Below are 24,313 nucleotides of genomic sequence, written 5' to 3' on the forward strand. Positions count from 1 at the left end.
CGAACCCGTGATCTATGGTAAAGAATTTGTTGACTCTATTACGTTAAGACATCGTTGAGCCGCATACCAGACACGCCATGAACGGCGCATGAAGGAATGGATACGACTGCCGATGACCAGATTCCGCACCCGCTCACGTAGCTTCGCCCTCCTGCTTGCAGCCGGTCTCGCGACGGCCATGATGCCATTAAATGCTCAGGCCGATGCGGGCTTCAAGAGATGGGTTGCAGATTTCTACGAGACCGCAGCCAAAAGTGGCATCACGCGTTCGACATACCAGAAGGCTTTTGCCGGCATCAATGAACCGGACCCGGAGGCTTTACAGAAGGCCCAGTACCAGCCCGAGTTCAAATCGCAGATCTGGGAATATCTGGATAGCCGCGTCAATCCCTACACCGTCCAGATCGGTCGGCAGATGGCCGCTCGCCATGGCGCCACGCTGAACGCCATTGAGCGCCATTTCGGCGTTGACAAGAACATCCTGCTCGCCATCTGGTCCATGGAATCCAATTACGGCGCAGTCTTGGAAAAGCCGGAACGGCTGCATCACGTGCCACAGGCACTGGCCACACTCGCGTGGGCGGATCCAAAGCGAGCAAAATTCGCCCGTACCCAGCTGATCGCCGCCCTGAAGATCCTGCAGGCAGGTGACGTGACGCCAAAGCAGCTGACTGGCTCCTGGGCCGGCGCCATGGGCCATACGCAGTTCATTCCTACGAGCTACCTGCTTTACGCGGTTGATGCTGATGGCAACGGCAAGCGCGATATCTGGCACTCTATCCCCGATGCATTGGCAACCTCCGCCAACCTTCTCGCCCAGAACGGCTGGACTACCGGCAAGACATGGGGTTACGAGGCCGTTCTTCCATCGGGCGCTGGCAGATACGAAGGCCAGACGAAGACGCTTGCCCAATGGGCCGCACTCGGCTTTGTGCGCCCTAACGGCAAGGGTTTCCCGCGCGGTACGGATCGTGCGACGCTGAAGCTGATGGGCGGTTCAAACGGACCAGCCTTCCTGATGATGAAAAACTTCTACACCATCAAGAAGTACAACGCGGCAGACAGCTACGCTCTGGCCGTCGGGCTTCTTGCCGACGAGATCGCGGGTTATGGCGGCATGCAACAGTCATGGCCGCGCCCACAAGGCACGCTCGATATCAGGGAAAAATTTGAACTGCAGAGCCGCATGAAGGAACTTGGCTATTATGACGGCGAAGTCGATGGCAATTTCGGCTCCGGCTCCAAGGCCGCGATTTCCGCGATTCAGAAAAGACTGGGCATGAACCAAGACGGCGAGCCATCGCAATCGCTGCTGCGCGCCCTGCGTTGACATGTGATCCAGCGGGCGCAAGATTTGTGATCATGATAGCCCGTCGGGATTCGTAACGATGTTTATTGACCCCATGAAGAAAAACCTTGTTCAGCGCGTTGGTTGCGGCGTGCTGACGGTTGCTCTCTTGGCCGGCAGCTTTCCCGTTTCGGCCGGAGCACAGGAACCGGTAAGACGCCGGAACCTGTTTGATCTGCTTTTCGGCGGGCCCCGTTACGAACGGGAAGAGCCTCCGGTCCGCTATAACCGACGTGACGGCTCGATCATCGAGACGGCTCCGCGACGGGAGCGCAACCGAAGCGCTGCAAGACCGCCCGCTCCACGGCCTCCGATCCCACTTGCACCGCCTAAACCCGATCCGGTCGCGAAACTGGAAGATGCCCGCAAGATCCTCGTGGTCGGTGATTTCTTCGCCGGCAATATCGGCGGTCAGCTTGAGACCACATTTGAAGCATCTCCCGGCGTCGCCGTATTCACCCGAAGCGACGGCTCTTCGGGCCTCGTTCGAGACGATCATTACGATTGGCTGAAGGAGCTTCCGGGCATCATCACCGAGGCCAAGCCGGCGATGGTCGTCGTCATGATCGGCGCCAACGATCGCCAGCAGATGACCTCGGGGGCAAGGGAAAAATTCCCGACAGACGCGTGGTTTGCCGAATATCGGCGACGCGTATCGGAGGTCGCTCGCATCGTGACCAGCCGCCGGCTGCCGCTGCTCTGGGTCGGCCTGCCCTCTTTCCAGTCGCCGTCGATGATGGCGGATGCCGCCAAGCTCAACGCCATCTACCGTGCACGCACGGAAGACGTGGGCGGCGAATTCGTCGACATCTGGGATGGTTTCGTCGACGAGGACGGCAAGTTCATCCTGACCGGCTCCGACGTGAACGGCCAGCAGGTCCGTCTGCGTGGAGCAGATGGCATTACCTTTACCGAAGCCGGCAAGCAGAAACTGGCCTTCTATGTCGAGAAGCTTGCCCGCCGCCACCTGGGCGACATGGCAAGCCCGGAACTGGTGAACCTGGGACCCGGCACACTGCCGGACCTCAATCTGCCGGTGGATCCCAACAAGACGCTCCCCGCGCTGCCGATCAGCCTATCCGACCCCGACCTCGACGGCGGCAAGGAACTGCTAGGAGCGGTCCCGAGGACAAACAGCCTCACCCAGTCCCCGCGCGAGCGATTGGTCAAGCGCGGCGAAATGGACCCGGCTCCCGCAGGCCGCATCGACAACTACAAGATCTCGAAGACACAATAAGAACAGGCGCCATTTACGGCGCCTGTAATGTCCAGTCTCGCACGGTGCTGACGGATCACCAGTAGCCGAGCGCTCTCCACCACACTGCGCCGACCGCGGCGAAGATGACGAGATTGACCAGGCACATGATGAAGCCCACGCCCCACCACTTGCCCATGGTGATGTAACCGCTGCCAAAGATGATCGGCGATGTGCCTGTCGCATAGTGGGTCAGCGTCATCATGATCGACGACGAGGCTGCCATCATCAACAGGAAGACGGCATGGTATTCTGCCGGGATCAGCATGACGCCGACGGTGAGGAAGGCAAGCATCATGGCGCTGACATGCGCGGTGGTGCTGGCGAACATGTAGTGGGCGAAGGTGAAGATCAGCACGAGGATCGCGGCCGTCATCTGCCAGCTCAAGTCTGCATGCGAGATCATGTCCTTCATGCCGTTCGAGAACCAGCCGATCACACCAAGTTTGTTCAACTGGTCGGCCATCATGACGAGCGCACCGAACCAGATGAGCGTATCCCAGGCGCTTTTTTCCGACAGCACATCATCCCAGTTGATCGTGCCGGTGATCAGGAGAGCGAAGAGACCGAGCACTGCGACCACGGTCGGGTCGAGCGTGAAGGCAGGTCCGAAGATCATCGCCGGAACGTTGGCCCAAAGGATCAGCAGCATGACGAAAGTGCCGATCATCACCATTTCCTTGCCCGACAGAGGCCCCATCGCCGCCAATTCCTTCCTGGCATACGAAACGGCATCCGGCGTGCGCTTAAGCTCAGGCGGCGAGATCATGTAGAGCACGAGCGGCATGACCACGAGCGCGACCAGACCCGGCACGAACATGGCCAGCGCCCAGGTAACCCAGGTCAGTTGCATCGCGCCGCCGGTCGACTTCGCGATATATTCGAGCACCAGCGGGTTAGGCGCGGTCGCGGTGACGAACATCGCCGACGAAATCGGGTTGGCGTGATAGTTCACCAGCGCCAGATAGGTGCCGACCTTGCCCTGCGTCCCTTTTGCCGGATCCGAATCGAAGGCATTGGCGATCGACTTCATGATCGGGTGGATGATGCCGCCGCCACGTGCGGTGTTGCTCGGTGTAAACGGCGCTAGGATCAACTCGCAGAAAACCAGACCGTAACCGATGCCGATCGTCCGCTTTCCGAGAAGCGCGATGAAACCGAGGCCGAGGCGACGCCCCAGACCGGTCTTCCTCAAACCCAGCGAGATCAGGACCGCAATGACGATCAGCCAAATCAGCGGGTTGGCGAAGCTGCTGAGCGCATCGGCAACGGCGCCCTTAGAATTCGGCGATGTCACCTGCATCAGCGAGACGATGACGATCGCCATCAGCGCCATCACGCCGATCGGCATGACCTTGAGGATGATCGCCAGGATCGTGGTCAGGAAGATGGCCAGCATCTTCCAGCCGTTTTCATCCAGCCCAGCAGGGGCCGGGATAGCCAGAAGGGTGAACAAAAAAACCGTCGTGATGATCGCCGGAATGATTCGGAACGGAACCATGTCCCTGAAATAACTTAGAATAGCCGGAATACTGAAGCGCATTAACTTGTCCTCGGGTGTCCAGAGCCTTGATGTTTATCAAGGCCCCTCGAACAAGGCGTTACACGATCCGGCCACCCTCCCCTTGACGTTGGTCAAATTTGCAAAATTGTGACGGCACCATGAGATACAGACAAAACAAAACCGCCACCTACCCGGTTTTCGGGAAGGTAGCGGCTCTGGTTCGATCATGATGACTTGAAAATGCTCGAAGGCCGATATCAGCGCGGCAGCAGAGAGCTTCCCATCAAAGCTTCATCGATGGCGCGGGCCGCCTGACGGCCCTCGCGGATCGCCCAGACGACCAGCGACTGACCGCGGCGCACGTCACCTGCCGTCCACAGCTTGTCGACCGAAGTCTTGTAGTCGCGCTCGTTGGCAACGACATTGGTCGAGCCACGACGGTCGACATTGATATCGAGCTTTCCGTCGAGTTCGCTCAGCACGCCTTCCTTCAGCGGGCCCGAGAATCCGATGGCGATGAAGGCGAGATCGGCCTTAATGATGAAATCGGTTCCGGCAATCGGCTTGCGGCGTTCGTCGACTTCGCAGCAACGCACGCCGGTCAACTGTCCGTCTTCGCCGATGAATTCGAGTGTCGCGACCTGAAACTCGCGGACAGCGCCCTCAGCCTGAGAGGAAGAAGTGCGCATCTTGGTCGCCCAAAAGGGCCAGACAGCAAGCTTGTCTTCCTTTTCCGGCGGCTGCGGACGGATGTCGAGCTGGGTTACCTTGACGGCACCCTGACGGAAAGCCGTACCGACGCAGTCTGACGCCGTATCGCCACCGCCGACAACGACGACATGCTTGGCACCGGCGAGGATCGGTTCGGCCGCCCAGGCGACACTGTCGATATTCTCGCGGCCGATGCGACGGTTCTGCTGCACAAGATACGGCATGGCATCATAGACACCATGCAGGTCAGCGCCGGGGATGCCGGCCGGACGCGGAGTTTCCGAACCACCGCAATAGACGACGGCATCGTGTTCGGCGGTCAGTTCTTCGACCTTCTTGTCGACGCCGATATTGACGCCGTAATGGAAAGTAACGCCTTCGCCGGTCATCTGCTCGACGCGGCGATCGATGAAGTTCTTCTCCATCTTGAAGTCCGGAATGCCGTAACGCAGCAGGCCGCCGGCCTTGCTCTCGCGCTCATAGACATGAACTTCATGACCGGCGCGGGCAAGCTGCTGTGCAGCCGCCATGCCAGCGGGACCCGAACCGATAACGGCAACCTTCTTGCCGGTCTTCACCGTTGCCGGATGCGGCACGATATAACCAAGCTCGTAGGCCTTGTCGGCAATCGCCTGTTCAACCGTCTTGATCGCAACCGGCGCATCCTCGAGATTCAGCGTGCAGGCTTCCTCGCACGGCGCGGGACAGACGCGGCCGGTGAATTCCGGGAAATTGTTGGTGGAATGGAGGTTGCGGATCGCCTCTTCCCACTTGTTGTTATAGACCAGATCGTTCCAGTCCGGGATCTGGTTATGCACGGGACAGCCGGTCGGGCCATGGCAATAGGGGATGCCACAGTCCATGCAGCGGGCAGCCTGTTTGGTTACTTCCGCATCCGACATCGGAATGGTGAATTCGCGGAAATGGCGGATACGATCCGACGCAGGCTGGTACTTCGCCACCTGCCGGTCGATTTCCATGAAACCCGTTACCTTGCCCATGTCATTCCCTCTTCAAAGCAGGGTACCCGAAGGACCCCAGTACCAGTAGGCGAAACCCATAACCGCCCCCAGCACGATAAACTCTATTGCGACATTGCCGCTCGCGAAGAATGCGGCCGCTGACACAGCGACCGCGATGCCCACCGAAACCAGTCGATGAACGAGAGCCATGTGGCTTACTCCGCAGCCACGCCCATCCGCATGCGTTCCATCTCGACCAGCGCGCGGCGATATTCGACCGGCATGACCTTGCGGAACTTTGGCCGGAACTCGCTCCAGCGATCAAGGATATCCTTGGCGCGGGTCGAACCGGTGTAATGCATGTGGTTGGAGATCAGCTGGTAGAGACGCTCCTCGTCGTGACGCGTCATGTCCTCGGAAACGTCGACACGTCCCTTGTGCATGATATCGCCGCCGTGATGGTGCAGCTTCTCCAGCATGTCGTCTTCTTCCGGAACCGGCTCGAGCTCGACCATCGCCATGTTGCAGCGCTTGGCGAAATCGCCCTTCTCGTCCAGCACGTAAGCGACGCCGCCCGACATGCCGGCCGCAAAGTTGCGACCCGTTTCGCCGAGAACGACGACAATGCCGCCGGTCATGTATTCGCAGCCATGGTCACCCACGCCTTCGACAACCGCGATCGCCCCGGAATTGCGCACCGAGAAACGCTCACCGGCAACGCCGCGGAAATAGCACTCACCGGTCGTCGCGCCGTAAAGTACCGTATTGCCGACGATGATCGAGTTTTCGGCAACGATCTTCGAGTTTTCCGGCGGACGCACAATGATCCGGCCACCGGACAAGCCCTTGCCGACATAGTCGTTGCCGTCACCAACCAGATCAAAGGTGATGCCGCGCGCAAGGAAGGCGCCGAAGGACTGGCCGGCGGTACCCGTCAGCGTCACATGGATCGTGTCGTCCTTCAGACCCTTCTGGCCCCAGCGCTTGGCAAGCTCACCCGAAAGCATCGCGCCGGCAGAACGGTCGACGTTCTTGATCGGCACTTCGAAGACAACCGGCTCCTTGCTTTCAAGGGCTGCCTGCGACTTCTCGATCATCTTGCGGTCGAGAATGTCGTCGATCGGATGCTTCTGACGCTCGGTCCAGTAGGTAGCGCTCTTCGGAGCTTCTACCTTGTGGAAGATCTTGGAGAAATCGAGACCCTGAGACTTCCAGTGCGCCAGCATGTCGTCCTTCTCGAGCAGGTCGGACAGGCCGATGATCTCGTCGAACTTGGTAAAGCCGAGCGATGCCAGGATCTCGCGTACTTCTTCGGCAACGAAGAAGAAGTAGTTGATCACGTGCTCCGGCGTACCCTTGAAGCGCTTGCGCAGAACCGGGTCCTGCGTGGCAACGCCGACCGGGCAAGTGTTCAGGTGGCACTTGCGCATCATGATGCAGCCGGCAGCGATGACCGGAGCCGTCGCGAAACCGAATTCGTCGGCACCGAGCAGCGCGCCGATGATGACGTCACGGCCAGTCTTCAGGCCGCCATCCACCTGCAGGGCGATGCGCGAACGCAGGCCGTTCAGCACCAGCGTCTGCTGGGTTTCCGCAAGGCCGATTTCCCAAGGCGAACCGGCATGTTTCAGCGAGGTGAGCGGCGATGCACCCGTGCCCCCGTCGAAGCCTGCGACCGTGATATGGTCCGCACGTGCCTTGGCCACACCGGCGGCAACCGTGCCGACGCCGACTTCGGAGACGAGCTTGACCGAGATATCCGAGGTCGGGTTGACGTTCTTCAGGTCGTAGATCAGCTGTGCCAGATCTTCGATCGAATAGATGTCATGGTGCGGCGGTGGCGAAATGAGGCCCACGCCCGGCGTCGAGTGACGAGTCTTGGCGACGGTCGCATCGACCTTGTGGCCGGGCAGCTGCCCACCTTCGCCGGGCTTCGCACCCTGCGCCACCTTGATCTGCAGCATGTCGGCATTGACCAGATATTCGGTCGTCACACCGAAGCGGCCGGACGCGATCTGCTTGATTGCCGAACGCTCGGGGTTCATCGAACCGTCCGGCAGCGGAAGATAGCGATCGCTCTCTTCACCGCCTTCACCCGTGTTCGACTTGCCGCCGATCCGGTTCATGGCGATCGCAAGCGTCGTATGCGCTTCGCGGGAAATCGAGCCGAAGGACATCGCGCCCGTCGAGAACCGCTTGACGATATCGACAGCCGGTTCGACCTCATCGAGCGACACAGGCTTGCGGCCAAGCGCTTCCGCCGACTTGATCTTGAACAGGCCGCGGATCGTGTTCATCCGAACCGCGCTCTCGTTCACCATCTGGGCGAACTCGCGGTAGCGATCCTGGCTGTTGCCGCGCACGGCGTGCTGCAGGGTCGCCACCACATCCGGCGTCCAGGCATGGCTTTCGCCGCGCATGCGGTAGGCATACTCGCCGCCGATATCGAGCGACGAGGCCAGAACCGGGTCCTTGCCGAAGGCCGATGCATGGCGGCTGACGGTTTCCTCGGCGATTTCGGTGAGGCCGATGCCTTCGATCGACGTCGCGGTACCGAAGAAATACTGATTGACCAGCTCGGAGTTCAGGCCGACGGCGTCAAAGATCTGACCGCCGCAATAAGACTGGTAGGTCGAAATGCCCATCTTGGACATGACCTTGAGGATGCCCTTACCGACCGCCTTGATATAGCGATAGACCATCTCGCCGGCGTCGACTTCCTTGGGGAATTCGCCGCGCATATGCATGTCGGTCAGCGTGTCGAACGCGAGATAGGGGTTGATCGCTTCCGCACCGTAACCGGCCAGAAGACAGAAGTGATGGATCTCGCGCGGCTCGCCGGATTCAACGACGAGACCGACCGAGGTGCGAAGCCCCTTGCGGATCAGGTGGTGATGCACGGCAGCCGTCGCCAGAAGCGCCGGGATCGCGATACGGTCAGGGCCAATCTGGCGGTCGGACAGCACGATGATGTTGTAGCCGCCCTTGACCGCAGCCTCTGCGCGTTCGCAGAGACGATCGAGCATTTCCGGCATGCCTTCGGCGCCGCGCTCGATGTCATAGGTGAAATCGAGCGTCTTGGTGTCGAAGCGATCTTCCGTGTGACCGATCGAGCGGATTTTTTCCAGATCGCCATTGGTCAGGATCGGCTGGCGCACTTCCAGACGCTTGGCATTCGCCATGCCTTCATGGTCGAGAATGTTCGGGCGCGGACCGATGAAGGACACGAGGCTCATGACGAGTTCTTCGCGGATCGGATCGATCGGCGGGTTCGTCACCTGCGCGAAGTTCTGCTTGAAATAGGTATAGAGCAGCTTCGACTTGTCCGACATCGCCGAGATCGGCGTATCGGTGCCCATCGAACCGACGGCTTCCTGACCGGTCGTCGCCATCGGCGACATCAGGATCTTCGTGTCCTCGGTCGTGTAACCGAAGGCCTGCTGGCGATCGAGCAGCGAAACGTCACGGCGCAGCGCGCGCGGCTCCACAGGCTTCAAATCTTCGAGGATGAGCTGCGTGCGGTCCAGCCACTTTTCGTAAGGGTGACGGGTCGCAAGCGTCGTCTTCAGCTCCTCGTCGGAGATGATCTGGCCCTTCTCCATGTCGATCAGCAGCATCTTGCCCGGCTGGAGGCGCCACTTCTTGATGATCTTCTCTTCCGGCACCGGCAACGTGCCCGCTTCGGATGCGAGAATGACGCGGTCGTCATCGGTGACGAGATACCGGGCCGGACGCAGGCCGTTACGGTCAAGCGTCGCGCCAATCTGCTTGCCATCAGTAAAGCAGACGGCAGCCGGACCGTCCCACGGCTCCATCAGGGCAGCGTGATATTCGTAGAACGCCTTGCGCTCCTTCGACATGGACTGGTTACCGGCCCATGCTTCCGGGATCAGCATCATCATCGCATGCGCCAGCGAATAACCGCCGCGAAGCAGGAATTCGAGCGCGTTGTCGAAGCAGGCCGTATCCGACTGGCCTTCATAGGAGATCGGCCAGAGCTTGGAGATGTGTTCACCAAAAAGCGGCGAGGACACGGAAGCCTGACGTGCGGCCATCCAGTTGACGTTGGAGCGCAGCGTGTTGATTTCGCCGTTATGCGCGACCATGCGATACGGGTGCGCCAGCTTCCAGGACGGGAAAGTGTTGGTCGAGAAACGCTGGTGAACCAGCGCCACGGCCGTCTCGAAACGCGGATCTGCCAAGTCCTTATAATAGGCGCCGACCTGATAAGCGAGGAACATGCCCTTGTAGACGATCGTCGAGGACGACAGCGAAACCGGGTAGAAGCCGGTCTCCTGACCACCGAACTGGTCGTAGATGCGGTTGGAAATCACCTTGCGGACGAGGAAGAGCTGGCGCTCGAATTCGGCATTGGTCGCGGCATCGCGCCCCGCACCGATAAAGACCTGCAGATGATAGGGCTCGGTGGCGGCAATATCCGGCGCCTTGGAGAGCGAGGAATTATCGACCGGCACATCGCGGAAGCCGAGGAACTGCTGCCCCTCTTCGGCGATCACATCGATGATGACCTTCTTGAAATGCTCGATCTGCTCGGCATCGCGCGGCAGGAAGAAATGACCAACGGCATATTCACCGGCCTTCGGCAGCGTTATGCCCTGCTTTGCCATTTCTTCACGGAAGAAACGATCAGGGATCTGCACAAGAATACCCGCGCCATCACCCATCAGAGGGTCGGCACCGACAGCACCGCGATGCGTCAGGTTTTCCAGGATGAACAGGCCGTCCTTGACGATCTGGTGAGACTTCTGGCCCTTCATATTGGCAATGAAGCCGACGCCGCAGGCATCATGCTCGTTGCGCGGATCATAAAGGCCTTGGGCGGCAGGAATGCCTGACGCGACGAAAGGCACGCCCTGTCCGGCTTTCGCCGAGGCCATGTCGGTGGGACAGTGCTGATCTAGAACCTTCTTCGTCATCGTCATTCCTCCTGTTGGCCGCTATCTTCAGCGAGCAAGGTGGCACCCCATCAAATCCTGGAGATGACAGAGCCATCACCAGTCACGCAACGGCGCCGCTCCAGAATCGGGCTAAGAACCTGTAACGGCTCAAAGCTCAAACCAGATCGGCGTCAAATTCGGCGGCTGGACACGAGTTCAAAGCTGATCGCCGAACAAATTAGGACAGAAAAGCTGACCTATTTCTCAATCTGATATCGCATGATTTTAACTTTCTCACAAGGGCGTGTCTGCAAAAATCTGCACGCGACGCGACAGTCCATTACGCAAAACAAAGGGGTTTGAGTAATTTAATTGCGCAAAGCCGATCCGATAAACCCTTTCATTGCCATGCGAATAGGTCCACCCGTCGGAGACAGGCTTTGCCGTTGCACGAATGCGAAAAAGTCTTAATCTCCCGGCACCTCCCAACCACCCCAAGGTGTCAATTCATGTTCTTCGCCTCCGACAATTGGGCAGGAGCCCATCCTGCCATCAACGAACGCCTGTCGAAGGAATCGACTCGTTTCGCCGCAGCCTATGGAACGAGCGAACTCGACCGCTCCATCGAGCAGCGCTTCAACGAGATCTTTGAAAAAGAGGTCGCGGTCTTTTTTGTCGCCACCGGCACGGCCGCCAATTCGCTCTCGCTTGCCAGCATCGCCCGCCCCGGCGGCCTGACCTTCTGCCACACCGAAGCGCATGTGATCGAAGACGAATGCGGCGCCCCGGACTTCTTCTCCGGCATGCGCATGGTTGGTGTCGAGGGCCCGGCCGGCAAGATGCTTCCGGAAAACCTTCTGGAGCGGATTGCGCGCTACCCTCAGGACGCCGTCCACCATGGCCGCGCCGCCGCCGTCACCATGACCCAGGCAACGGAAGTCGGCACCATCTATACGCTCGACGAAATCGACACGATCTCGAAAATCGCCAAGCAAAATGGTTTGCCGCTGCACATGGACGGCGCGCGCTTTGCCAATGCTCTGGTTTCACTCGGCTGCACGCCGGCGGAAATGACCTGGAAGCGCGGCGTAGACGTGCTCTCTTTCGGCGGCACAAAGAACGGCTGCTGGTGCGCCGAAGCCATCGTATTCTTCGACCCACAGCTCGCCAAGGACTTCGCATTTCTGCGCAAGCGCACCGCCCAGCTTTTCTCCAAGTCGCGCTTTATCGCCGCACAGTTCGAAGCGTATCTCCAGGATGATCTGTGGTTAGGCCTGGCCAAGCATGCCAATACGATGGCTGATCGCCTGCGCACAGGCTTTAGCTCGCTCAACAGCGCACGCCTGGCATGGCCGACCGAAGCAAATGAAGTCTTCGCCGTCCTGCCCAAAGCCTCAGCCAAGGCTGCAGCCGAACAGGGCGCGAAATTCTACGACTGGCTGGAACCGCGCGACATGCCGGAAAAAGTCGGCAAGGATGAAGCTCTCATCCGCATGGTCACCTCTTTTGCTACGACCGAAGAGGATGTCGACCAGTTCCTGTCGATCTGCGCTTCTGCGTAAGATCGGATTCGACGCTTAAATCGATTGCGGCACGATGCGTGCCGCAATCAGGCTCGACAGGGCCTCAACCATCACCGCATCGGCGCCACGCCGCGGGATCAGCACGAACTCCACGTCTTCAAGCCGCGGCAGGCGGTCACCGGCAATCTCACGCAGGCCCTCAGGCACCATGCTGCGCGGCTGCACCATCACGCCCATGCCGGCGCGCGCCGCAGCGGTCAGCCCGCTCAGGCTGCCGCAGGTACAGACGACGCGCCACGCAAGCTTCTCCCGATCCAGCGCCTCCTGCACCACCCGTCGGGTAATGGAGGGCGGCGGAAATGCGATCAGCGGCAGAACCGCATCCCTGGCCGGAGCGAAGTGCGGATCACGCGCAAGCCAGACCAACGGCTCGCGGTACAGAAGCTTGCCATGCGTTTCGCCGACATGCCGCTTGGCGAGCACCAGATCCAGATCGCCGGCATCCTGCATCTGGTTGAGCACCGCCGACAGCGCAACAGTCAGCTCCAGATCGACCAGCGGATGGAGGCGAATGAAATCCTCCAATATCCCCGTCAACCGGTTGGCGACCACATCCTCGGACACACCGAGCCTCAGCCGCCCGCGCAGCCGGCTTTCACCGAAAAGCGACAGGACCTGACCATTGAGATCCAGCATCCCCCGCGCATAACCGACAAGCGCCTCGCCATCCGCCGTCAGCCTCACCTGATGTGTGTCGCGAAACACCAACTGGCGTCCCAGCGATTTTTCCAGCCGCTGAATATGCTGCGTTACGGTCGACTGCCCGACACCGAGCCTAGCCGCAGCCTCGGTAAAACTGCCCGTCTGCTGCAGCATGAGAAAACTGTCGAGATGATGAAGGTTCAGCATTGCTATCGCGCTTCATGATAACTGTTAGTGTTTGCATTCTACTTTACGATAATAGAAACCGCAATCTACCCACCCTTGAGGGCCAAGGCCCGCGGAGCATGTGATGAAGCGCTTTCTGCCCGATCTATATACGATGATGCTGCTGGGAACCGTGATCCTTGCGTCATTCTTTCCCATTTACGGCACTTGGGCAGACTGGTTCGCCATTGCGACGGATATCGCCATCGGCCTTCTCTTCTTCCTGCATGGCGCACGCCTTGCCCGCGACACGGTTGTCGCCGGCGTACTGCACTGGCGCCTGCACCTGACGATCGTGCTCACCACATTCGCCATCTTCCCGCTTCTCGGGCTTGCCCTAGGTTTCATTCCCGAAAGCATACTGCCGGCACCGCTTTATCTCGGCATGCTGTTCCTTTGCGTTTTGCCGTCTACCGTGCAGTCATCGATCGCCTTCACCTCAATGGCCGGAGGCAACGTTCCGGCCGCCATCGTCGCAGCATCTGGCTCCAACATTCTCGGCATGTTCCTGACCCCTGCCCTCATCGCATTGCTTCTGTCGACGACGGGCGGCGGCGGGGTTTCGCTTGATGCTCTGGAAAAGATCGCGCTGCAGCTACTCGCCCCCTTCGTCCTCGGCCAGCTCCTGCAGCCCTGGATCGGCAACTGGATCCGCTCGAAGAAGAAGTTGCTGATGCCGTTTGATCGCGGCTCGATCCTGATGGTGGTCTATCTCGCCTTCTCGACGGCCGTCATCGAAGGCATATGGAAAACCTTCTCGCTCACCGATATCGCCGTCGTCATTGGCCTCGATATCGTCCTGCTGGCCGCCGTACTCTGCATCACGATGTTCGGCAGCAGACTGCTCGGATTCAGCAAGGAAGACGAGATCACCATCACCTTCTGCGGTTCGAAGAAGTCGCTGGCATCAGGCGTGCCGATGGCAAATGCAATCTTTTCCGGCAATTCCGCATCGATCGGCGCGATCGTTCTGCCGATCATGCTCTTCCACCAGATCCAGCTGATGACCTGTGCAGTGCTGGCGCAGAAATATGCGGACCGCCTGAAAGCAAAGGAACTGAAGGCGGAACCGGCAGCGGCTTAACCAGGCCCGGATACAAAAACGCCCCCTCCTCGCGAAAGGAAGGGGCGGCGGCTTGCGGTCCTTGATGGGAGGATCAGAGACGAAAGCGTTAGTTCACCTGCTGCGGAGCGACCTGGGCTTCGATCGTTTTGGTCGTGTCGCCGGCTTCAGCTGCAATCGAGATACGGCGGGGCTTCATCGCTTCCGGAATATTCCGGACGAGGTCGATATGAAGCAATCCGTTCTTCAGCGAAGCGGTTTCGACTTCGACGTGATCGGCAAGCTGGAAGCGTCGCTCGAAGGCGCGCTTGGCGATACCGCGATAGAGAAACTCGTTCTGGTCAGCACCATCTTCTTCGGCCTTTTCACCCTTCACGGTGAGTGCATGGGCCTGGAATTCGATCGAAAGTTCCTTTTCGTCGAAACCGGCGACAGCCATGGTGATGCGATAGGTATTTTCACCGGTCCGCTCGATGTTATAGGGCGGATAGCTCTGCCCCTGATCGCCAAAGTTGCGATTGTCGAGAAGATTGAAAAGCCGGTCGAAACCGACGGTGGAGCGGTAAAGCGGGGAAAAATCGACGTGACGCATAATGTCCTCCATTGAAGCGACGTTGCGGTTTTCACTTGGGTGTCAACATCCCGTAATGGCGATGAGGACCCCGTTGAGCAGACCCTTTCGGCGCCTGCAGAGTGAAGATGGGAATTGCAGCCACGCCCTTCAAGACCCCGATACGTCACAGCCGTTTTGCCAATGAACACCGCATGAACAGCAGGTTTTGCTGAGGTTCAGCCCCATATTGCTAGAAGCAAGGTTCTGGAAGGCGGCATGCCTCCTTGGACCGAAGCATATTCGTCCCGTCGCTTCGGTCAGCCTTGCCGGAACCGCGCTGTCATCCCCGTGTCGCCGGTTCCGGCCCTCTTTTCTCACCTCGCAACGAGGTGAGCGTCAGCCGGACCAACGCTCACCCTGACGGGAAATGGTGTGGCTCAGTGCACCGCGCCAGATCCGCCGGCCGCCACGATGGCGAAGGGCTTACCTTCCACGGTGATGGTCCGCACCTCCTTCAGGTTGTCCCCATCGACAACGCGAACGAGGCTCTTGCGCGGATCGGTGACGGCGATCTGACCATCAGCAACAGCCAGCCGCGGACGGGGATCGCGCCAGTGGCCATCCTTGCTGTAAGGCTCGGTTACCGTCTCGCTCTTGACGATCTCCCCCTTCACCACATCGATGAGATGCAGCTTGCCGTCTTCGGTCAGCACATAGGCGCTATGCGGATCGGCAGGATCGAGCGCGAAGTCGACACGTCGCGTCGGCAGCTCGATCAGGCGATAAGCCTCCTCAGCGCTGTCCGGATCGACAAGCACGATATTGTCCTCACCGTAATTGCCGAGAAAGAACTGCATCGATTTTCCGCCCAGTAGCGTCGACACCTTTCCCTTCGGCAGGTCCTTGCCATAGCCGAGCATCTCAAGCTTCGGCCCATCCATGCCGCCCGGCCGCGCAACGAGAACGCCTTCTTCGCAACCGAAGGCGACAAGCCGCGCAGAGCTTGCCTCGCCATGCAGGCCGGTGCAGGTCGCGACCTCGCCCACCTGCTTGCCATCGGCATCGACGACACGCAGGCCGAGACGCGGCGGCAATTCGCCCTCCTTCACCGCCACCTCGGTATTCGGCACCGAAACGAGGAAATGATTGCCGACAGGAACGGCGACACCATGATGGGCTGCGATCGTGTCGAAGGCCTTCAGCTTGGCATCGCCATCCGCAAGCGCCTCTTCGCTGACCAGATCGAACTTCGCTTCCCGATCGTAGAAAACGGCGACCTGATCACCATGGGTGACGACATGGCCGGGCTTCTGCCCCCTGATCACCGTCGAGACCAGTTTCGGTTCGTTGATTTCGATATCGCGATGCTCGCCATGATCCGACAGCGCAATTCCGGTTGAGAAGGCATGAACGATATTCTCGTCACCCTGAACGGCGAAAACCGTCCGCCCGCTGTCACTCACTGAAAGCGCTGCATATCCTTCCAGATCGAACTTGCCGATCTCCTTGCCGGACGAAAGATCGATGGCGCGCACCACTGGCAGAGTGTGATCGGCAACGAACAACCGCCACGTCTCCGCATCCTTTTCCTCTGCAAATGCAACGGATCCAAACACCGCGCTCGAGGCGAGAAGGGTCGCCGTAAATCCGGCAACACGCAACAAATGGGACATAACCTCTCCTATATGTAATAACATTACATATGATGCGTTATACAGTTACGTCACCCATGTCCACCCACACTCCACGCATAATTCTGGAAGACGCGATTTTGCTTGACCTGCAGCCGCACTCGCCTAACGCTGAATTCATGAGCGAGAACCAGATCAGCCACGACATCCTTCGCCCCACGCCGGAAAACCCTGCGCCGGACAATTACTCCGCGGGCTATTTTGCCGGCCATCGCGGCGTGAAAATCCGCTACGGCCTGTTCCGCTCGGATATCGTGCCGGCACGCGGCACCATCGTTTTGCTGCAGGGTCGCAACGAGTTCATCGAGAAATATTTCGAGACCATCCGCCATCTGAACGCGATGGGCCTGTGGGTCGCAACATATGACCTGCGCGGGCAAGGCGGATCCGACCGGCTGAAGAAAGATGCCAGGAAAGGGCATGTCCGGCGCTTTTCCGATTACGAGAAGGATCTCGAGATCTTTCTGGAACAGGTCGTTCTGCCGGATGCCCGCCTGCCCTTCTTCCTTGTCGCCCATTCCACCGGCGCGCTGATTGCCCTCTCAGTCGCACCGCGCCTGTCGAACCGTATCAGCAGGATGGCGCTCGCATCCCCCTATGTCGGCTTCCATGGTCAGCCCGCATCGGAAAAATTCGCCCGCCCTCTGGCGCGACTGATGTCCTGGACCGGCTTCGGTGGCGTACAGCTCGGCGGCGACCGACGACTGATCCCCTTCGAGGGCAATGGCCTGACGGGAGACCGGAAGCGTTTCGAACGTAATCTCGAACTTTATCGCAGTTTCGAAGACCTGACTGTCGGCGCTCCCACGGCGCGCTGGGTGCACGAAACGCTGAAAGCAGCCTCCCGCGTATCACTGCAGTCGCACCTGATGGAAATCACCATCCCGACATTGATCCTCGCACCCGTTCTCGACGGCGTCGTGCCCTACCGCCTGCAGGAAAATCTGTCGCGGAATTTTCGTGCCGGACAGCTCATCCCCGTCACCGGTGGCCGGCACGAACTGTTTCAGGAGAAGGATATCTATCGCGCCCAGGCCATGGATGCGATCGAGACCTTCATGCCCGGCCTCGATGGCGGGCTGGAAATGGCAGAAACCGCCGCCTGACGATCTTGATCACCGCCCGTCGAGCAACGCCATAGCCTGCTCGTAAACGGCCTTCGAGCCGGCTGCGATGATATTGCCGCCATTCTCCGGTCGGCCACCGTCCCAGGTCGTGATGATACCGCCGGCCTGTTCGATGATCGGGATCAGCGCCCCGACATCATACGGCTGCAGGCTATTTTCGACGACGAGATCGACATGCCCCGCCGCAAGCAGCGCATAGGCATAACAATCGCAGCCATACCGAAACAGCCGCACCTTCTCCTCGACGGCCCGATAGCGCTTCAGGTCATCCCCCTGAAAGATATGCGGCGAGGTCGTGAACAGGATGGCATCGGAAAGCGATCCGCAGTCACGCACCGAAATCTGCCGCTCGCCGTCCGGCCCCGAATACCACGAACGATTGCCATCGGCGAAATAACGCTCGCCAATGAACGGCTGGTCCATCATCCCCATGGTCGCGCGTCCATTGGAGCGGAAACCGATCAGCGTGCCCCAGACAGGCAGGCCGGAAATGAACGCCCGCGTTCCGTCGATCGGATCGATCACCCAGACATGCTCGCGATCGAGCCCGATGCTTTCATGCTCCTCGCCAAGTATGCCATGTTCGGGAAAACGCTCTTCAATCAGCGCACGGATAGCCGTTTCAGCTGCGCGGTCACCTTCTGTTACCGGATCGAAACCGCCGGCCAGTTTGTTGACGACGGAAATTCCGGTGCGAAACCGCGGCAGCGTCTCACCCTTGGCGGCATCGGCAAGCGCATCGAAGAAATCGCGGTCAGGCAACATCGGCAAATCCTTGGGTTTGTGGCGTGAAAACGTTGAGCGTAGGCAGGTCAAATCCTTCTTAAGGCGTCCTTCTGCCAAAGAAAACCGCTTTCATTGCCACCCAGTTAATCAAAAAGCCCAAAAATGACGCAAATTTAATCACATCAAAAATCTGCTTGACAAATGTGCATATGCGGCCGTATTTTCATAAGCACAGTCTTTGACTGTAAATACCCTCCTTGGGTGTTTCCTCCCTAGACTTAGCCGCGCGATGAGCGCGGTTTTTTTTGCCCACATGACAGCCAAAGCCGGCACAAAGGCGCAAAGTCAGGATTGCTCTCTGGAGCCAAGGGAAAAGCGGCTATTCCGCCGCGAGTGCACCCGCATCGTCGGCAAAGTCACCAACCAACTCCGCCATCTGCCGCATGAAGGTAGAAAGCGCTGCAGCAACAAGCGGGAACTCCGCCTTCTTCTCCAGCGTCACCTCATCGACATAAAGGCCACGATTGATCTCGATCTGCAGCGCATGCAGCCCGCGAACCGGCCGACCGTAATGCTCGGTAATGAACCCGCCCGCATATGGCTTGTTGCGCACGGCGGAAAAACCCATGTCATCGAAGAACTGCAGCGCTGCGCGCGAAAGCTCGGCCGACGCACTCGTTCCGTAACGATCACCAATAATGAAATCCGGCCGCACATCCGAACCGGAGAGACGGACATTGCCCGGCATCGAATGGCAGTCGATCAGGATGCCGATGCCGAACCGAGCATGGGTACGCGCGATCAGTTTTCGCAGGCAGGCGTGGTAAGGTTTATAAATCGCCTCGATACGGGACAATCCCTCATCGACGGAAAGTCGTTTGCGGTAAATCTCCATGTTCTCCGCAACGATCCGCGGAATCGTCCCGAGACCACCTGCAACCCTCATCGACCCTATATTCACATAGGGCGGCAGTGGCCCGTCGAACATCCGCGGGTCCAATTCGTACGGTTCGCGGTTGACATCGAGATATGCACGCGGAAAGTGTGCAACGAGAAGCGGAGCTCCCAGTTCAGGGGCATCGGCAAAAAGCTCATCGACGTAGTGATCGGCAGAGCGCCGGATCGAAAGCGAGTCCAGATGGCTGCTCGCGAGGAAATCCACAGGAAAATGGTTGCCGCTATGCGGTGAATTGAAGACGAATGGAATGGTCTGCAACGCGGGTTCTCTGACTTCGAATTCCTGAAAATCTCCCGTCGACTGATCCATCCTGCCTTTACCATGTCACGAACAAGTCTGATGTGGCATGTTGCCAGTTGCCCGACGCCAAGTCCATACTATGTATAGCCCACCAAACGCCGTTCCGCGTCGGTTAAACGGAAATTTACCGTAAGCCGGCATTATGGAAGGCTCATACAACCTCAGGCATGCACGGATACGGTCCCGACGATGATACAGAAAATCCTTCTCGCCGAAGACGACAACGATATGCGCCGTTTTCTGGTGAAGGCACTGGAAAAGGCGGGATATAAGGTCGCCTCTTTCGACAATGGCGCAAGCGCCTATGATCGACTTCGCGAAGAGCCCTTCTCTCTTCTGCTGACCGACATCGTCATGCCGGAGATGGATGGCATCGAGCTCGCCCGCCGCGCCACCGAACTCGATCCGGACCTCAAGGTGATGTTCATCACCGGCTTTGCCGCCGTTGCCCTGAATTCCGATTCGAAGGCCCCAAAGGACGCCAAGGTCCTGTCGAAGCCTTTCCACCTTCGTGACCTCGTCGACGAAGTGAACAAGATGCTCGCTGCAGCCTGAATCATTTTTTTCGGAATCAGACGAACGATCGAGGCGCCCAATCGGGCGCCTTTTGTGTTTTGGGATCGGCACATAACCGCCCCCCCCAATCCCGCCTTCAATCATCCACAGGCACAAAAATCCCGGAAATGCAGGCCCGTCAAAAAAGCTTCGCATTTCTTCCAAAAAACCAGTTGACGCCCCGATCACGGTATGGTCTATGCGCCGACATCGGATGGGCGTGTAGCTCAGCGGGAGAGCACTACGTTGACATCGTAGGGGTCACAGGTTCAATCCCTGTCACGCCCACCATCCGAACTTTCAGCAAGGCCTTGTAATGACAAGGCCTTTTGCATTTCTGGAAGACGCACGAATAGCGCCGCTGGGTTCGGCTGAACCAACTCGGAAAGTCCGCTCCGGCCAGTTTTTCCTACCTTCCGATTAGCCCTCCAGCTTTGCCAGAATCCATCGTAGCAACTGGATAAAATCTCTCGCCATCTGCGCCAGGTCATCGATGATCAAAGATATTCGATGATGGGTGTAAATTATCGCGAGCGTGAGAACCAGCATAACCAGCCATGGCCATATCGGCTTTCGCTTCGGCGGCTGCTTATCGCCTTCGACGGGATTACTGACGTTCATCGACTATCTCCTGCAGACGTCAGTACACGTTCCGCGCCTGTCGACAAATCGCCTTCTTAATGGGTCTGGACAGATGAAAGCCTCGGCGCAGAGCGCAACCATGTTGCTTCAGGACAGATCAGGTCGTCATAGCCTGCACCTCGTTCCTGCTCTCCCTGACAGAACCAGAAGGCCCGCCCCATTCCGCTGAAGGATAACAAATCAGGCCGCGTATATTCACCCTGGATTACAATGCCGAATGCTCATGCAATCCTGCAGCGAAGAAATCTTTGTCGAAACCTGCCAAAAGGCAAAAAATCTGCAATGCCTCAGACCTAAATTACTGTTTGGTCACTTGTTTTGGGCAGTCTTGCGTCGACCAAAGGCATCGATCCGAGAGAAGCAGGATGGCACAGTACAAATATTCTGACCGCCTCGTTCAGGCCAATTCGTGGGCCTTCGACCAGGACTACAAGCCTGGACAGCCCGTCACCAATGCCGGCATCTATCGCTGTCGGGCCTGTGGTGACGAGATTGTCGTCGACAAGGGGGCAACCATCCCGAAAAGCCATCACGAACATTCGCTTCTGGGGCCGGTCGTCTGGCAGTTGCTCGTCTTCGCCCAGAAACACCCGGGACGATGAAGTCCATATAGCTTCGCCGGAACACGTCAAAGCCGCCCGCAAGGGCGGCTTCATCGTTTAAGGCTTTCAAGCGATCACATGATCGCACTGCCCGCCATAAGTGCAAGCACGAGGAATATCAGGAAGATAACCAGGAACAGGAAGAACAGGATCTTGGCGATGCCTGCCGTCGCGGCGGAAACTCCCGAAAAGCCGAGGAAACCCGATATCAGGGAAATGACGAGGAAAATGAGCGCCCATTTCAGCATGGATTTGTGTCCTTGATTGCGATGGCCGGATAACGTTTTGCCAATGTTCCCGGTTCCCGTCTCTGGAACAAAATCAGCTGAATACGTGCGCGGCTCCCGAGACACGCAGAGCAATTTCCTGACCTGCGATCACGTCGACTGAACTCGGCACTTCGATGTTGAGGACGATATTCTCGTTTTCGCGTAGAACGATGCGCAGATCGCTGGTCGAGCCGCGGAAACCGGCCTCGACCACGCGTCCGCGAATTTCCCGTTCACAGGCCCTTTCACCCGGCTCGGTGACGCTGATCTGCTCTGGCCGCAGCATGATCGTCACCTGCCGCGCGGGAGCCACGGAGGCAGCAAGCGGCAGCCGCCCCAGCACGCAATGAGCATATCCATCCGCGATCTCGGCCGGCAGGACGATCGCTTCGCCGAGAAACGCGGCTGTGGCCGGGTCGATCGGGCGCGAATAGACATCACGCGGCCGGCCGGATTGCACGAGAATGCCTCCCCGCATCACCGCTAGCTGATCGGCAAAGAGCAGCGCTTCGGCCTGATCGTGAGTGACGAGCAGCGTCGCGATCCCCTCCTCTTTCAACACGTTGCCGATCGCCTTGCGCGTCTGAGCCCGAAGGCCCGTATCGAGCGCCGAGAAGGGCTCATCGAGCAGCATCAGTCGCGGTTTGCGGGCAAGCGCGCGCGCTAGCGCCACGCGCTGCTGCTGCCCGCCGGAAAGCTCGTCCGGCCGCCGCACCAGCATTGAACGCTCCAGCCCGACCATTTCCATCAATTCCGCGGCCCTTCGCTGCCTCGCCGACTGCTCTTCCGTCATGCCGAAGACGATGTTACCGGCAACGGTCAGATGCGGAAACAGGCACCCGTCCTGCGCGACGATGCCGATATTGCGCTTATGTGCCGGCATTGCACTCACACCATCGGCCAGAGTATCGCCACCGATAACGATACGGCCCGCATCCGCCACCTCGAAACCGGCAATCAGGCGCAACAGCGTGGTCTTGCCGCAACCGGAAGGCCCGACGACGACAGTGCGGCTGCCACGCTCGACGGTAAGATCGATCCCGTCGAGAGCCACTACAGGCCCAAAGTTCTTGCGTAGTCTCTGGATCTCTACAAAACTCATCGGCCGGCGATCTTTTTCGATTGATGGTGGAGAAGTGCCGTCATCGGCAGCGAGAACAGGATCATCAGCAGCGCATAGGGTGCGGCACCGGCATAGTCGATCTCGCTGGTCAGCGCCCAGAAGGCCATGGCAAGCGTGCGGATACCGTTCGGCGCCAGCATCTGCGTTGCGGTCAGTTCGTTCATGATGCCGAGTGATGAGAGCGCCACTGCTGCTGCGGCCCCTGGCGCCGCCAGCCTGACGGTGGTCGACCAGAGCGCGTTGGCCGGCGAGCGTCCGAGACTCGCAGCCGCCTGTTCAAGCTCCGCCGGCACCTGCGCGATGCTGGCGCGAAGACTGACAAGTGCGCGTGGCAGGAACATGATGACATAGGCAAGCACGATCGTTGCAACCGTCTGGTAAAGCGGCAGCGCCACCCTGACCGTGATCGTCACCAGCGCCAGCGCCACGACCACGCCTGGCATCGAACTGGCGAGATAATAACACCCCTCGATGATCCGGCTTCCGCGACTGGGGCGGCGAACCGAAAGCCAGGCGATGGGAAGCGCTGCAAGCGTCGTTGCAAGCCCGCCTACCACACAGATCACGAGCGTCTGGGCAAGCGCCAGGCCGATTTCGTTCATCCGCCAGATTTCCCCGCCGCCGGCGATCAGCCAATGCGAGAGGGTAACGGCCGGGATCCCCAGCGCAAAAGCGACCGCTGCAATTGGCAACAGCACGCAGACATAACGCCAGCGGCCGAGAGAGACTTTCCTCGCCTTCCTCGCCACGCCGGAGCCGATGCGGGCATAACGCCGACGGCCTCTCAAGCCCGCATCGAAACCGAGCAGGACGAGGCAGCATAAAACCAGCACCAGAGCCAGCATGTTCGCCGCCACGCCGTTATAGGTCGACTGGAACTGGTCGACGATCGCGGTTGTAAACGTGTCGAAGCGGATCATCGCATAGAGGCCGTATTCGGCCAGAAGATGTAAGCCGACCAGCAATCCGCCACCGAGAATGGACAGCCTCAATTGCGGCAGCACCACACGGCGAAAAACGGCCGCATCGGAAAGGCCGAGCGAAGCGGCCTGGTCTTCGAGCGCCGGATCGAGAAGCCTGAGCGCCGCCGAAATCGGCAGATAGAGAAACGGAAAATAGGCCGTGACGGAAATCGCGATACCGGCAGGCAATCCGTGGAAACCCGGCCACATGCCGATCCAGGCATAGGAATGGACGAAGGCGGGAATGGCGAGCGGCGCAACGCAGAGCGCCGACCATCCCCTCGCAAACGGCAGGTCGCTGCGTTCCGTCAGCCATGCAAGCGAGGTGGCGAGCAGGGTTGCAAGCGGCACGGTAAACAGCACCAGCAGCAGCGTATTGGTCATCAACTCGCCGACACGCGGCCTAAAGATCATCTGCGACGCGGTTTCCCAGCCCGTTACGGCGGTTGCCCAGAAAACGAAACCGAGCGGCAGCAGCGCCAGAAACGCGATGATGACGGCCAAAACAAACGTTCCGCGCTTTCCCGACTGGAGACGGGGAAGTGGCATGGAAAGCGGCTTGCTGTCGGCGAAAGACGTCATGGATTACCTGAATATGACGAGAGGTCGCAGAT

At 59.1% G+C, this 24,313-nt stretch carries 20 protein-coding genes and 1 tRNA gene; 8 read left to right on the forward strand and 13 right to left on the reverse strand.

Annotated features, from left to right (window positions below; all coding sequences use genetic code 11):
- The first annotated feature begins 112 nt into the window (after window positions 1-112).
- Window positions 113-1,330: a lytic murein transglycosylase gene (locus ACI3K0_RS04710; protein ID WP_148143464.1), complete on the forward strand. Its 1,218-nt coding sequence runs from the start codon at window positions 113-115 to the stop codon at window positions 1,328-1,330.
- A gap of 58 nt (window positions 1,331-1,388) precedes the next feature.
- Window positions 1,389-2,585 (forward strand): GDSL-type esterase/lipase family protein, encoded by a 1,197-nt coding sequence (locus ACI3K0_RS04715; protein WP_404945001.1) that lies wholly within the window; start codon window positions 1,389-1,391, stop codon window positions 2,583-2,585.
- 55 nt (window positions 2,586-2,640) lie between these two features.
- Here ACI3K0_RS04715 and ACI3K0_RS04720 read toward each other — a convergent pair whose 3' ends face one another.
- From ACI3K0_RS04720 to gltB, 4 genes are all read right to left on the reverse strand, one after another.
- The gene (locus ACI3K0_RS04720) at window positions 2,641-4,146 is read right to left on the reverse strand and encodes a DASS family sodium-coupled anion symporter (protein ID WP_148143460.1); all 1,506 of its coding nucleotides are present in this window, start codon (window positions 4,144-4,146) and stop codon (window positions 2,641-2,643) included.
- Between the two features lie 218 nt (window positions 4,147-4,364).
- A complete protein-coding gene (locus ACI3K0_RS04725; RefSeq protein ID WP_148143458.1) occupies window positions 4,365-5,819 on the reverse strand; it encodes a glutamate synthase subunit beta in 1,455 nt (484 codons plus the stop codon).
- A gap of 12 nt (window positions 5,820-5,831) precedes the next feature.
- Entirely contained in the window at window positions 5,832-5,990 is a 159-nt protein-coding gene (locus tag ACI3K0_RS04730; protein ID WP_404945002.1) for a hypothetical protein, read from the reverse strand.
- 5 nt (window positions 5,991-5,995) lie between these two features.
- The gene (gene gltB, locus ACI3K0_RS04735) at window positions 5,996-10,723 is read right to left on the reverse strand and encodes a glutamate synthase large subunit (RefSeq protein ID WP_404945003.1); all 4,728 of its coding nucleotides are present in this window, start codon (window positions 10,721-10,723) and stop codon (window positions 5,996-5,998) included.
- Between the two features lie 464 nt (window positions 10,724-11,187).
- Between gltB and ACI3K0_RS04740 the strand changes: the two genes are divergently transcribed.
- Window positions 11,188-12,240: a low specificity L-threonine aldolase gene (locus ACI3K0_RS04740; protein WP_404945004.1), complete on the forward strand. Its 1,053-nt coding sequence runs from the start codon at window positions 11,188-11,190 to the stop codon at window positions 12,238-12,240.
- A 15-nt stretch (window positions 12,241-12,255) separates the two neighbouring features.
- Here ACI3K0_RS04740 and ACI3K0_RS04745 read toward each other — a convergent pair whose 3' ends face one another.
- Complete coding sequence (locus ACI3K0_RS04745) at window positions 12,256-13,110, reverse strand: LysR family transcriptional regulator (protein WP_148143454.1); 855 nt, start codon at window positions 13,108-13,110, stop codon at window positions 12,256-12,258.
- Window positions 13,111-13,213: 103 nt separating this feature from the next.
- On the opposite strand from ACI3K0_RS04745, the gene ACI3K0_RS04750 reads away from it, so the two are divergent.
- Entirely contained in the window at window positions 13,214-14,212 is a 999-nt protein-coding gene (locus ACI3K0_RS04750; RefSeq protein ID WP_404945005.1) for a bile acid:sodium symporter family protein, read from the forward strand.
- 88 nt (window positions 14,213-14,300) lie between these two features.
- On the opposite strand, the gene ACI3K0_RS04755 is transcribed toward ACI3K0_RS04750, so the two are convergent.
- Together ACI3K0_RS04755 and aztD are read right to left on the reverse strand one after the other, a co-directional pair.
- A complete protein-coding gene (locus ACI3K0_RS04755) occupies window positions 14,301-14,783 on the reverse strand; it encodes an Hsp20 family protein (protein ID WP_148143449.1) in 483 nt (160 codons plus the stop codon).
- Window positions 14,784-15,181: 398 nt separating this feature from the next.
- Window positions 15,182-16,417: a zinc metallochaperone AztD gene (aztD, locus tag ACI3K0_RS04760; protein WP_404945006.1), complete on the reverse strand. Its 1,236-nt coding sequence runs from the start codon at window positions 16,415-16,417 to the stop codon at window positions 15,182-15,184.
- 137 nt (window positions 16,418-16,554) lie between these two features.
- On the opposite strand from aztD, the gene ACI3K0_RS04765 reads away from it, so the two are divergent.
- Window positions 16,555-17,541: an alpha/beta hydrolase gene (locus tag ACI3K0_RS04765; RefSeq protein WP_148143445.1), complete on the forward strand. Its 987-nt coding sequence runs from the start codon at window positions 16,555-16,557 to the stop codon at window positions 17,539-17,541.
- A gap of 9 nt (window positions 17,542-17,550) precedes the next feature.
- Here the strand turns inward: ACI3K0_RS04765 and hisN are convergent, their stop codons facing one another.
- Window positions 17,551-18,327 (reverse strand): histidinol-phosphatase, encoded by a 777-nt coding sequence (gene hisN, locus ACI3K0_RS04770; RefSeq protein WP_148143443.1) that lies wholly within the window; start codon window positions 18,325-18,327, stop codon window positions 17,551-17,553.
- A gap of 340 nt (window positions 18,328-18,667) precedes the next feature.
- Entirely contained in the window at window positions 18,668-19,555 is an 888-nt protein-coding gene (locus tag ACI3K0_RS04775; RefSeq protein ID WP_404945007.1) for an N-formylglutamate amidohydrolase, read from the reverse strand.
- 180 nt (window positions 19,556-19,735) lie between these two features.
- Here ACI3K0_RS04775 and cpdR1 point away from each other — a divergent pair, with 180 nt between their 5' ends.
- Both cpdR1 and ACI3K0_RS04785 read left to right on the forward strand, forming a co-directional pair.
- Window positions 19,736-20,101, forward strand: a complete 366-nt coding sequence (gene cpdR1, locus ACI3K0_RS04780) for a response regulator CpdR1 (protein WP_112457710.1) — start codon at window positions 19,736-19,738, stop codon at window positions 20,099-20,101.
- A gap of 216 nt (window positions 20,102-20,317) precedes the next feature.
- A tRNA-Val gene (locus ACI3K0_RS04785) sits at window positions 20,318-20,392 on the forward strand.
- Between the two features lie 129 nt (window positions 20,393-20,521).
- Here ACI3K0_RS04785 and ACI3K0_RS04790 read toward each other — a convergent pair.
- Window positions 20,522-20,722, reverse strand: a complete 201-nt coding sequence (locus tag ACI3K0_RS04790; protein ID WP_183821075.1) for a hypothetical protein — start codon at window positions 20,720-20,722, stop codon at window positions 20,522-20,524.
- 386 nt (window positions 20,723-21,108) lie between these two features.
- On the opposite strand from ACI3K0_RS04790, the gene ACI3K0_RS04795 reads away from it, so the two are divergent.
- Window positions 21,109-21,345: a hypothetical protein gene (locus ACI3K0_RS04795; protein WP_183685251.1), complete on the forward strand. Its 237-nt coding sequence runs from the start codon at window positions 21,109-21,111 to the stop codon at window positions 21,343-21,345.
- Window positions 21,346-21,419: 74 nt separating this feature from the next.
- On the opposite strand, the gene ACI3K0_RS04800 is transcribed toward ACI3K0_RS04795, so the two are convergent.
- The 3 genes from ACI3K0_RS04800 to ACI3K0_RS04810 form a co-directional block, all read right to left on the reverse strand.
- Window positions 21,420-21,593 carry a DUF1328 domain-containing protein gene (locus ACI3K0_RS04800; protein ID WP_112457707.1) on the reverse strand — a complete coding sequence of 58 codons (174 nt, stop codon included), beginning with the start codon at window positions 21,591-21,593 and terminating at the stop codon, window positions 21,420-21,422.
- A 73-nt stretch (window positions 21,594-21,666) separates the two neighbouring features.
- Entirely contained in the window at window positions 21,667-22,716 is a 1,050-nt protein-coding gene (locus ACI3K0_RS04805) for an ABC transporter ATP-binding protein (RefSeq protein ID WP_404945008.1), read from the reverse strand.
- Window positions 22,713-24,281 (reverse strand): ABC transporter permease, encoded by a 1,569-nt coding sequence (locus ACI3K0_RS04810; protein WP_404945009.1) that lies wholly within the window; start codon window positions 24,279-24,281, stop codon window positions 22,713-22,715. Before ACI3K0_RS04810 ends, ACI3K0_RS04805 begins: the two co-directional genes overlap by 4 nt.
- Between the last annotated feature and the right edge of the window lie 32 nt (window positions 24,282-24,313).

It is taken from the genome of Rhizobium sp. ZW T2_16 (assembly GCF_044987325.1).
In the GTDB taxonomy this organism is placed as follows: Bacteria; Pseudomonadota; Alphaproteobacteria; order Rhizobiales; family Rhizobiaceae; genus Neorhizobium; species Neorhizobium cellulosilyticum.

Excerpts from the sequence above, each read along its gene's own strand:
- ACI3K0_RS04710 (WP_148143464.1), top strand. The coding sequence starts at position 113 with ATGACCAGATTCCGCACCCGCTCACGTAGCTTCGCCCTCCTGCTTGCA.
- ACI3K0_RS04715 (WP_404945001.1), top strand. The coding sequence starts at position 1,389 with ATGTTTATTGACCCCATGAAGAAAAACCTTGTTCAGCGCGTTGGTTGC.
- ACI3K0_RS04720 (WP_148143460.1), bottom strand. The coding sequence starts at position 4,146 with ATGCGCTTCAGTATTCCGGCTATTCTAAGTTATTTCAGGGACATGGTT.
- ACI3K0_RS04725 (WP_148143458.1), bottom strand. The coding sequence starts at position 5,819 with ATGGGCAAGGTAACGGGTTTCATGGAAATCGACCGGCAGGTGGCGAAG.
- ACI3K0_RS04730 (WP_404945002.1), bottom strand. The coding sequence starts at position 5,990 with ATGGCTCTCGTTCATCGACTGGTTTCGGTGGGCATCGCGGTCGCTGTG.
- gltB (WP_404945003.1), bottom strand. The coding sequence starts at position 10,723 with ATGACGATGACGAAGAAGGTTCTAGATCAGCACTGTCCCACCGACATG.
- ACI3K0_RS04740 (WP_404945004.1), top strand. The coding sequence starts at position 11,188 with ATGTTCTTCGCCTCCGACAATTGGGCAGGAGCCCATCCTGCCATCAAC.
- ACI3K0_RS04745 (WP_148143454.1), bottom strand. The coding sequence starts at position 13,110 with ATGCTGAACCTTCATCATCTCGACAGTTTTCTCATGCTGCAGCAGACG.
- ACI3K0_RS04750 (WP_404945005.1), top strand. The coding sequence starts at position 13,214 with ATGAAGCGCTTTCTGCCCGATCTATATACGATGATGCTGCTGGGAACC.
- ACI3K0_RS04755 (WP_148143449.1), bottom strand. The coding sequence starts at position 14,783 with ATGCGTCACGTCGATTTTTCCCCGCTTTACCGCTCCACCGTCGGTTTC.
- aztD (WP_404945006.1), bottom strand. The coding sequence starts at position 16,417 with ATGTCCCATTTGTTGCGTGTTGCCGGATTTACGGCGACCCTTCTCGCC.
- ACI3K0_RS04765 (WP_148143445.1), top strand. The coding sequence starts at position 16,555 with ATGAGCGAGAACCAGATCAGCCACGACATCCTTCGCCCCACGCCGGAA.
- hisN (WP_148143443.1), bottom strand. The coding sequence starts at position 18,327 with ATGTTGCCTGACCGCGATTTCTTCGATGCGCTTGCCGATGCCGCCAAG.
- ACI3K0_RS04775 (WP_404945007.1), bottom strand. The coding sequence starts at position 19,555 with ATGGATCAGTCGACGGGAGATTTTCAGGAATTCGAAGTCAGAGAACCC.
- cpdR1 (WP_112457710.1), top strand. The coding sequence starts at position 19,736 with ATGATACAGAAAATCCTTCTCGCCGAAGACGACAACGATATGCGCCGT.
- ACI3K0_RS04790 (WP_183821075.1), bottom strand. The coding sequence starts at position 20,722 with ATGAACGTCAGTAATCCCGTCGAAGGCGATAAGCAGCCGCCGAAGCGA.
- ACI3K0_RS04795 (WP_183685251.1), top strand. The coding sequence starts at position 21,109 with ATGGCACAGTACAAATATTCTGACCGCCTCGTTCAGGCCAATTCGTGG.
- ACI3K0_RS04800 (WP_112457707.1), bottom strand. The coding sequence starts at position 21,593 with ATGCTGAAATGGGCGCTCATTTTCCTCGTCATTTCCCTGATATCGGGT.
- ACI3K0_RS04805 (WP_404945008.1), bottom strand. The coding sequence starts at position 22,716 with ATGAGTTTTGTAGAGATCCAGAGACTACGCAAGAACTTTGGGCCTGTA.
- ACI3K0_RS04810 (WP_404945009.1), bottom strand. The coding sequence starts at position 24,281 with ATGACGTCTTTCGCCGACAGCAAGCCGCTTTCCATGCCACTTCCCCGT.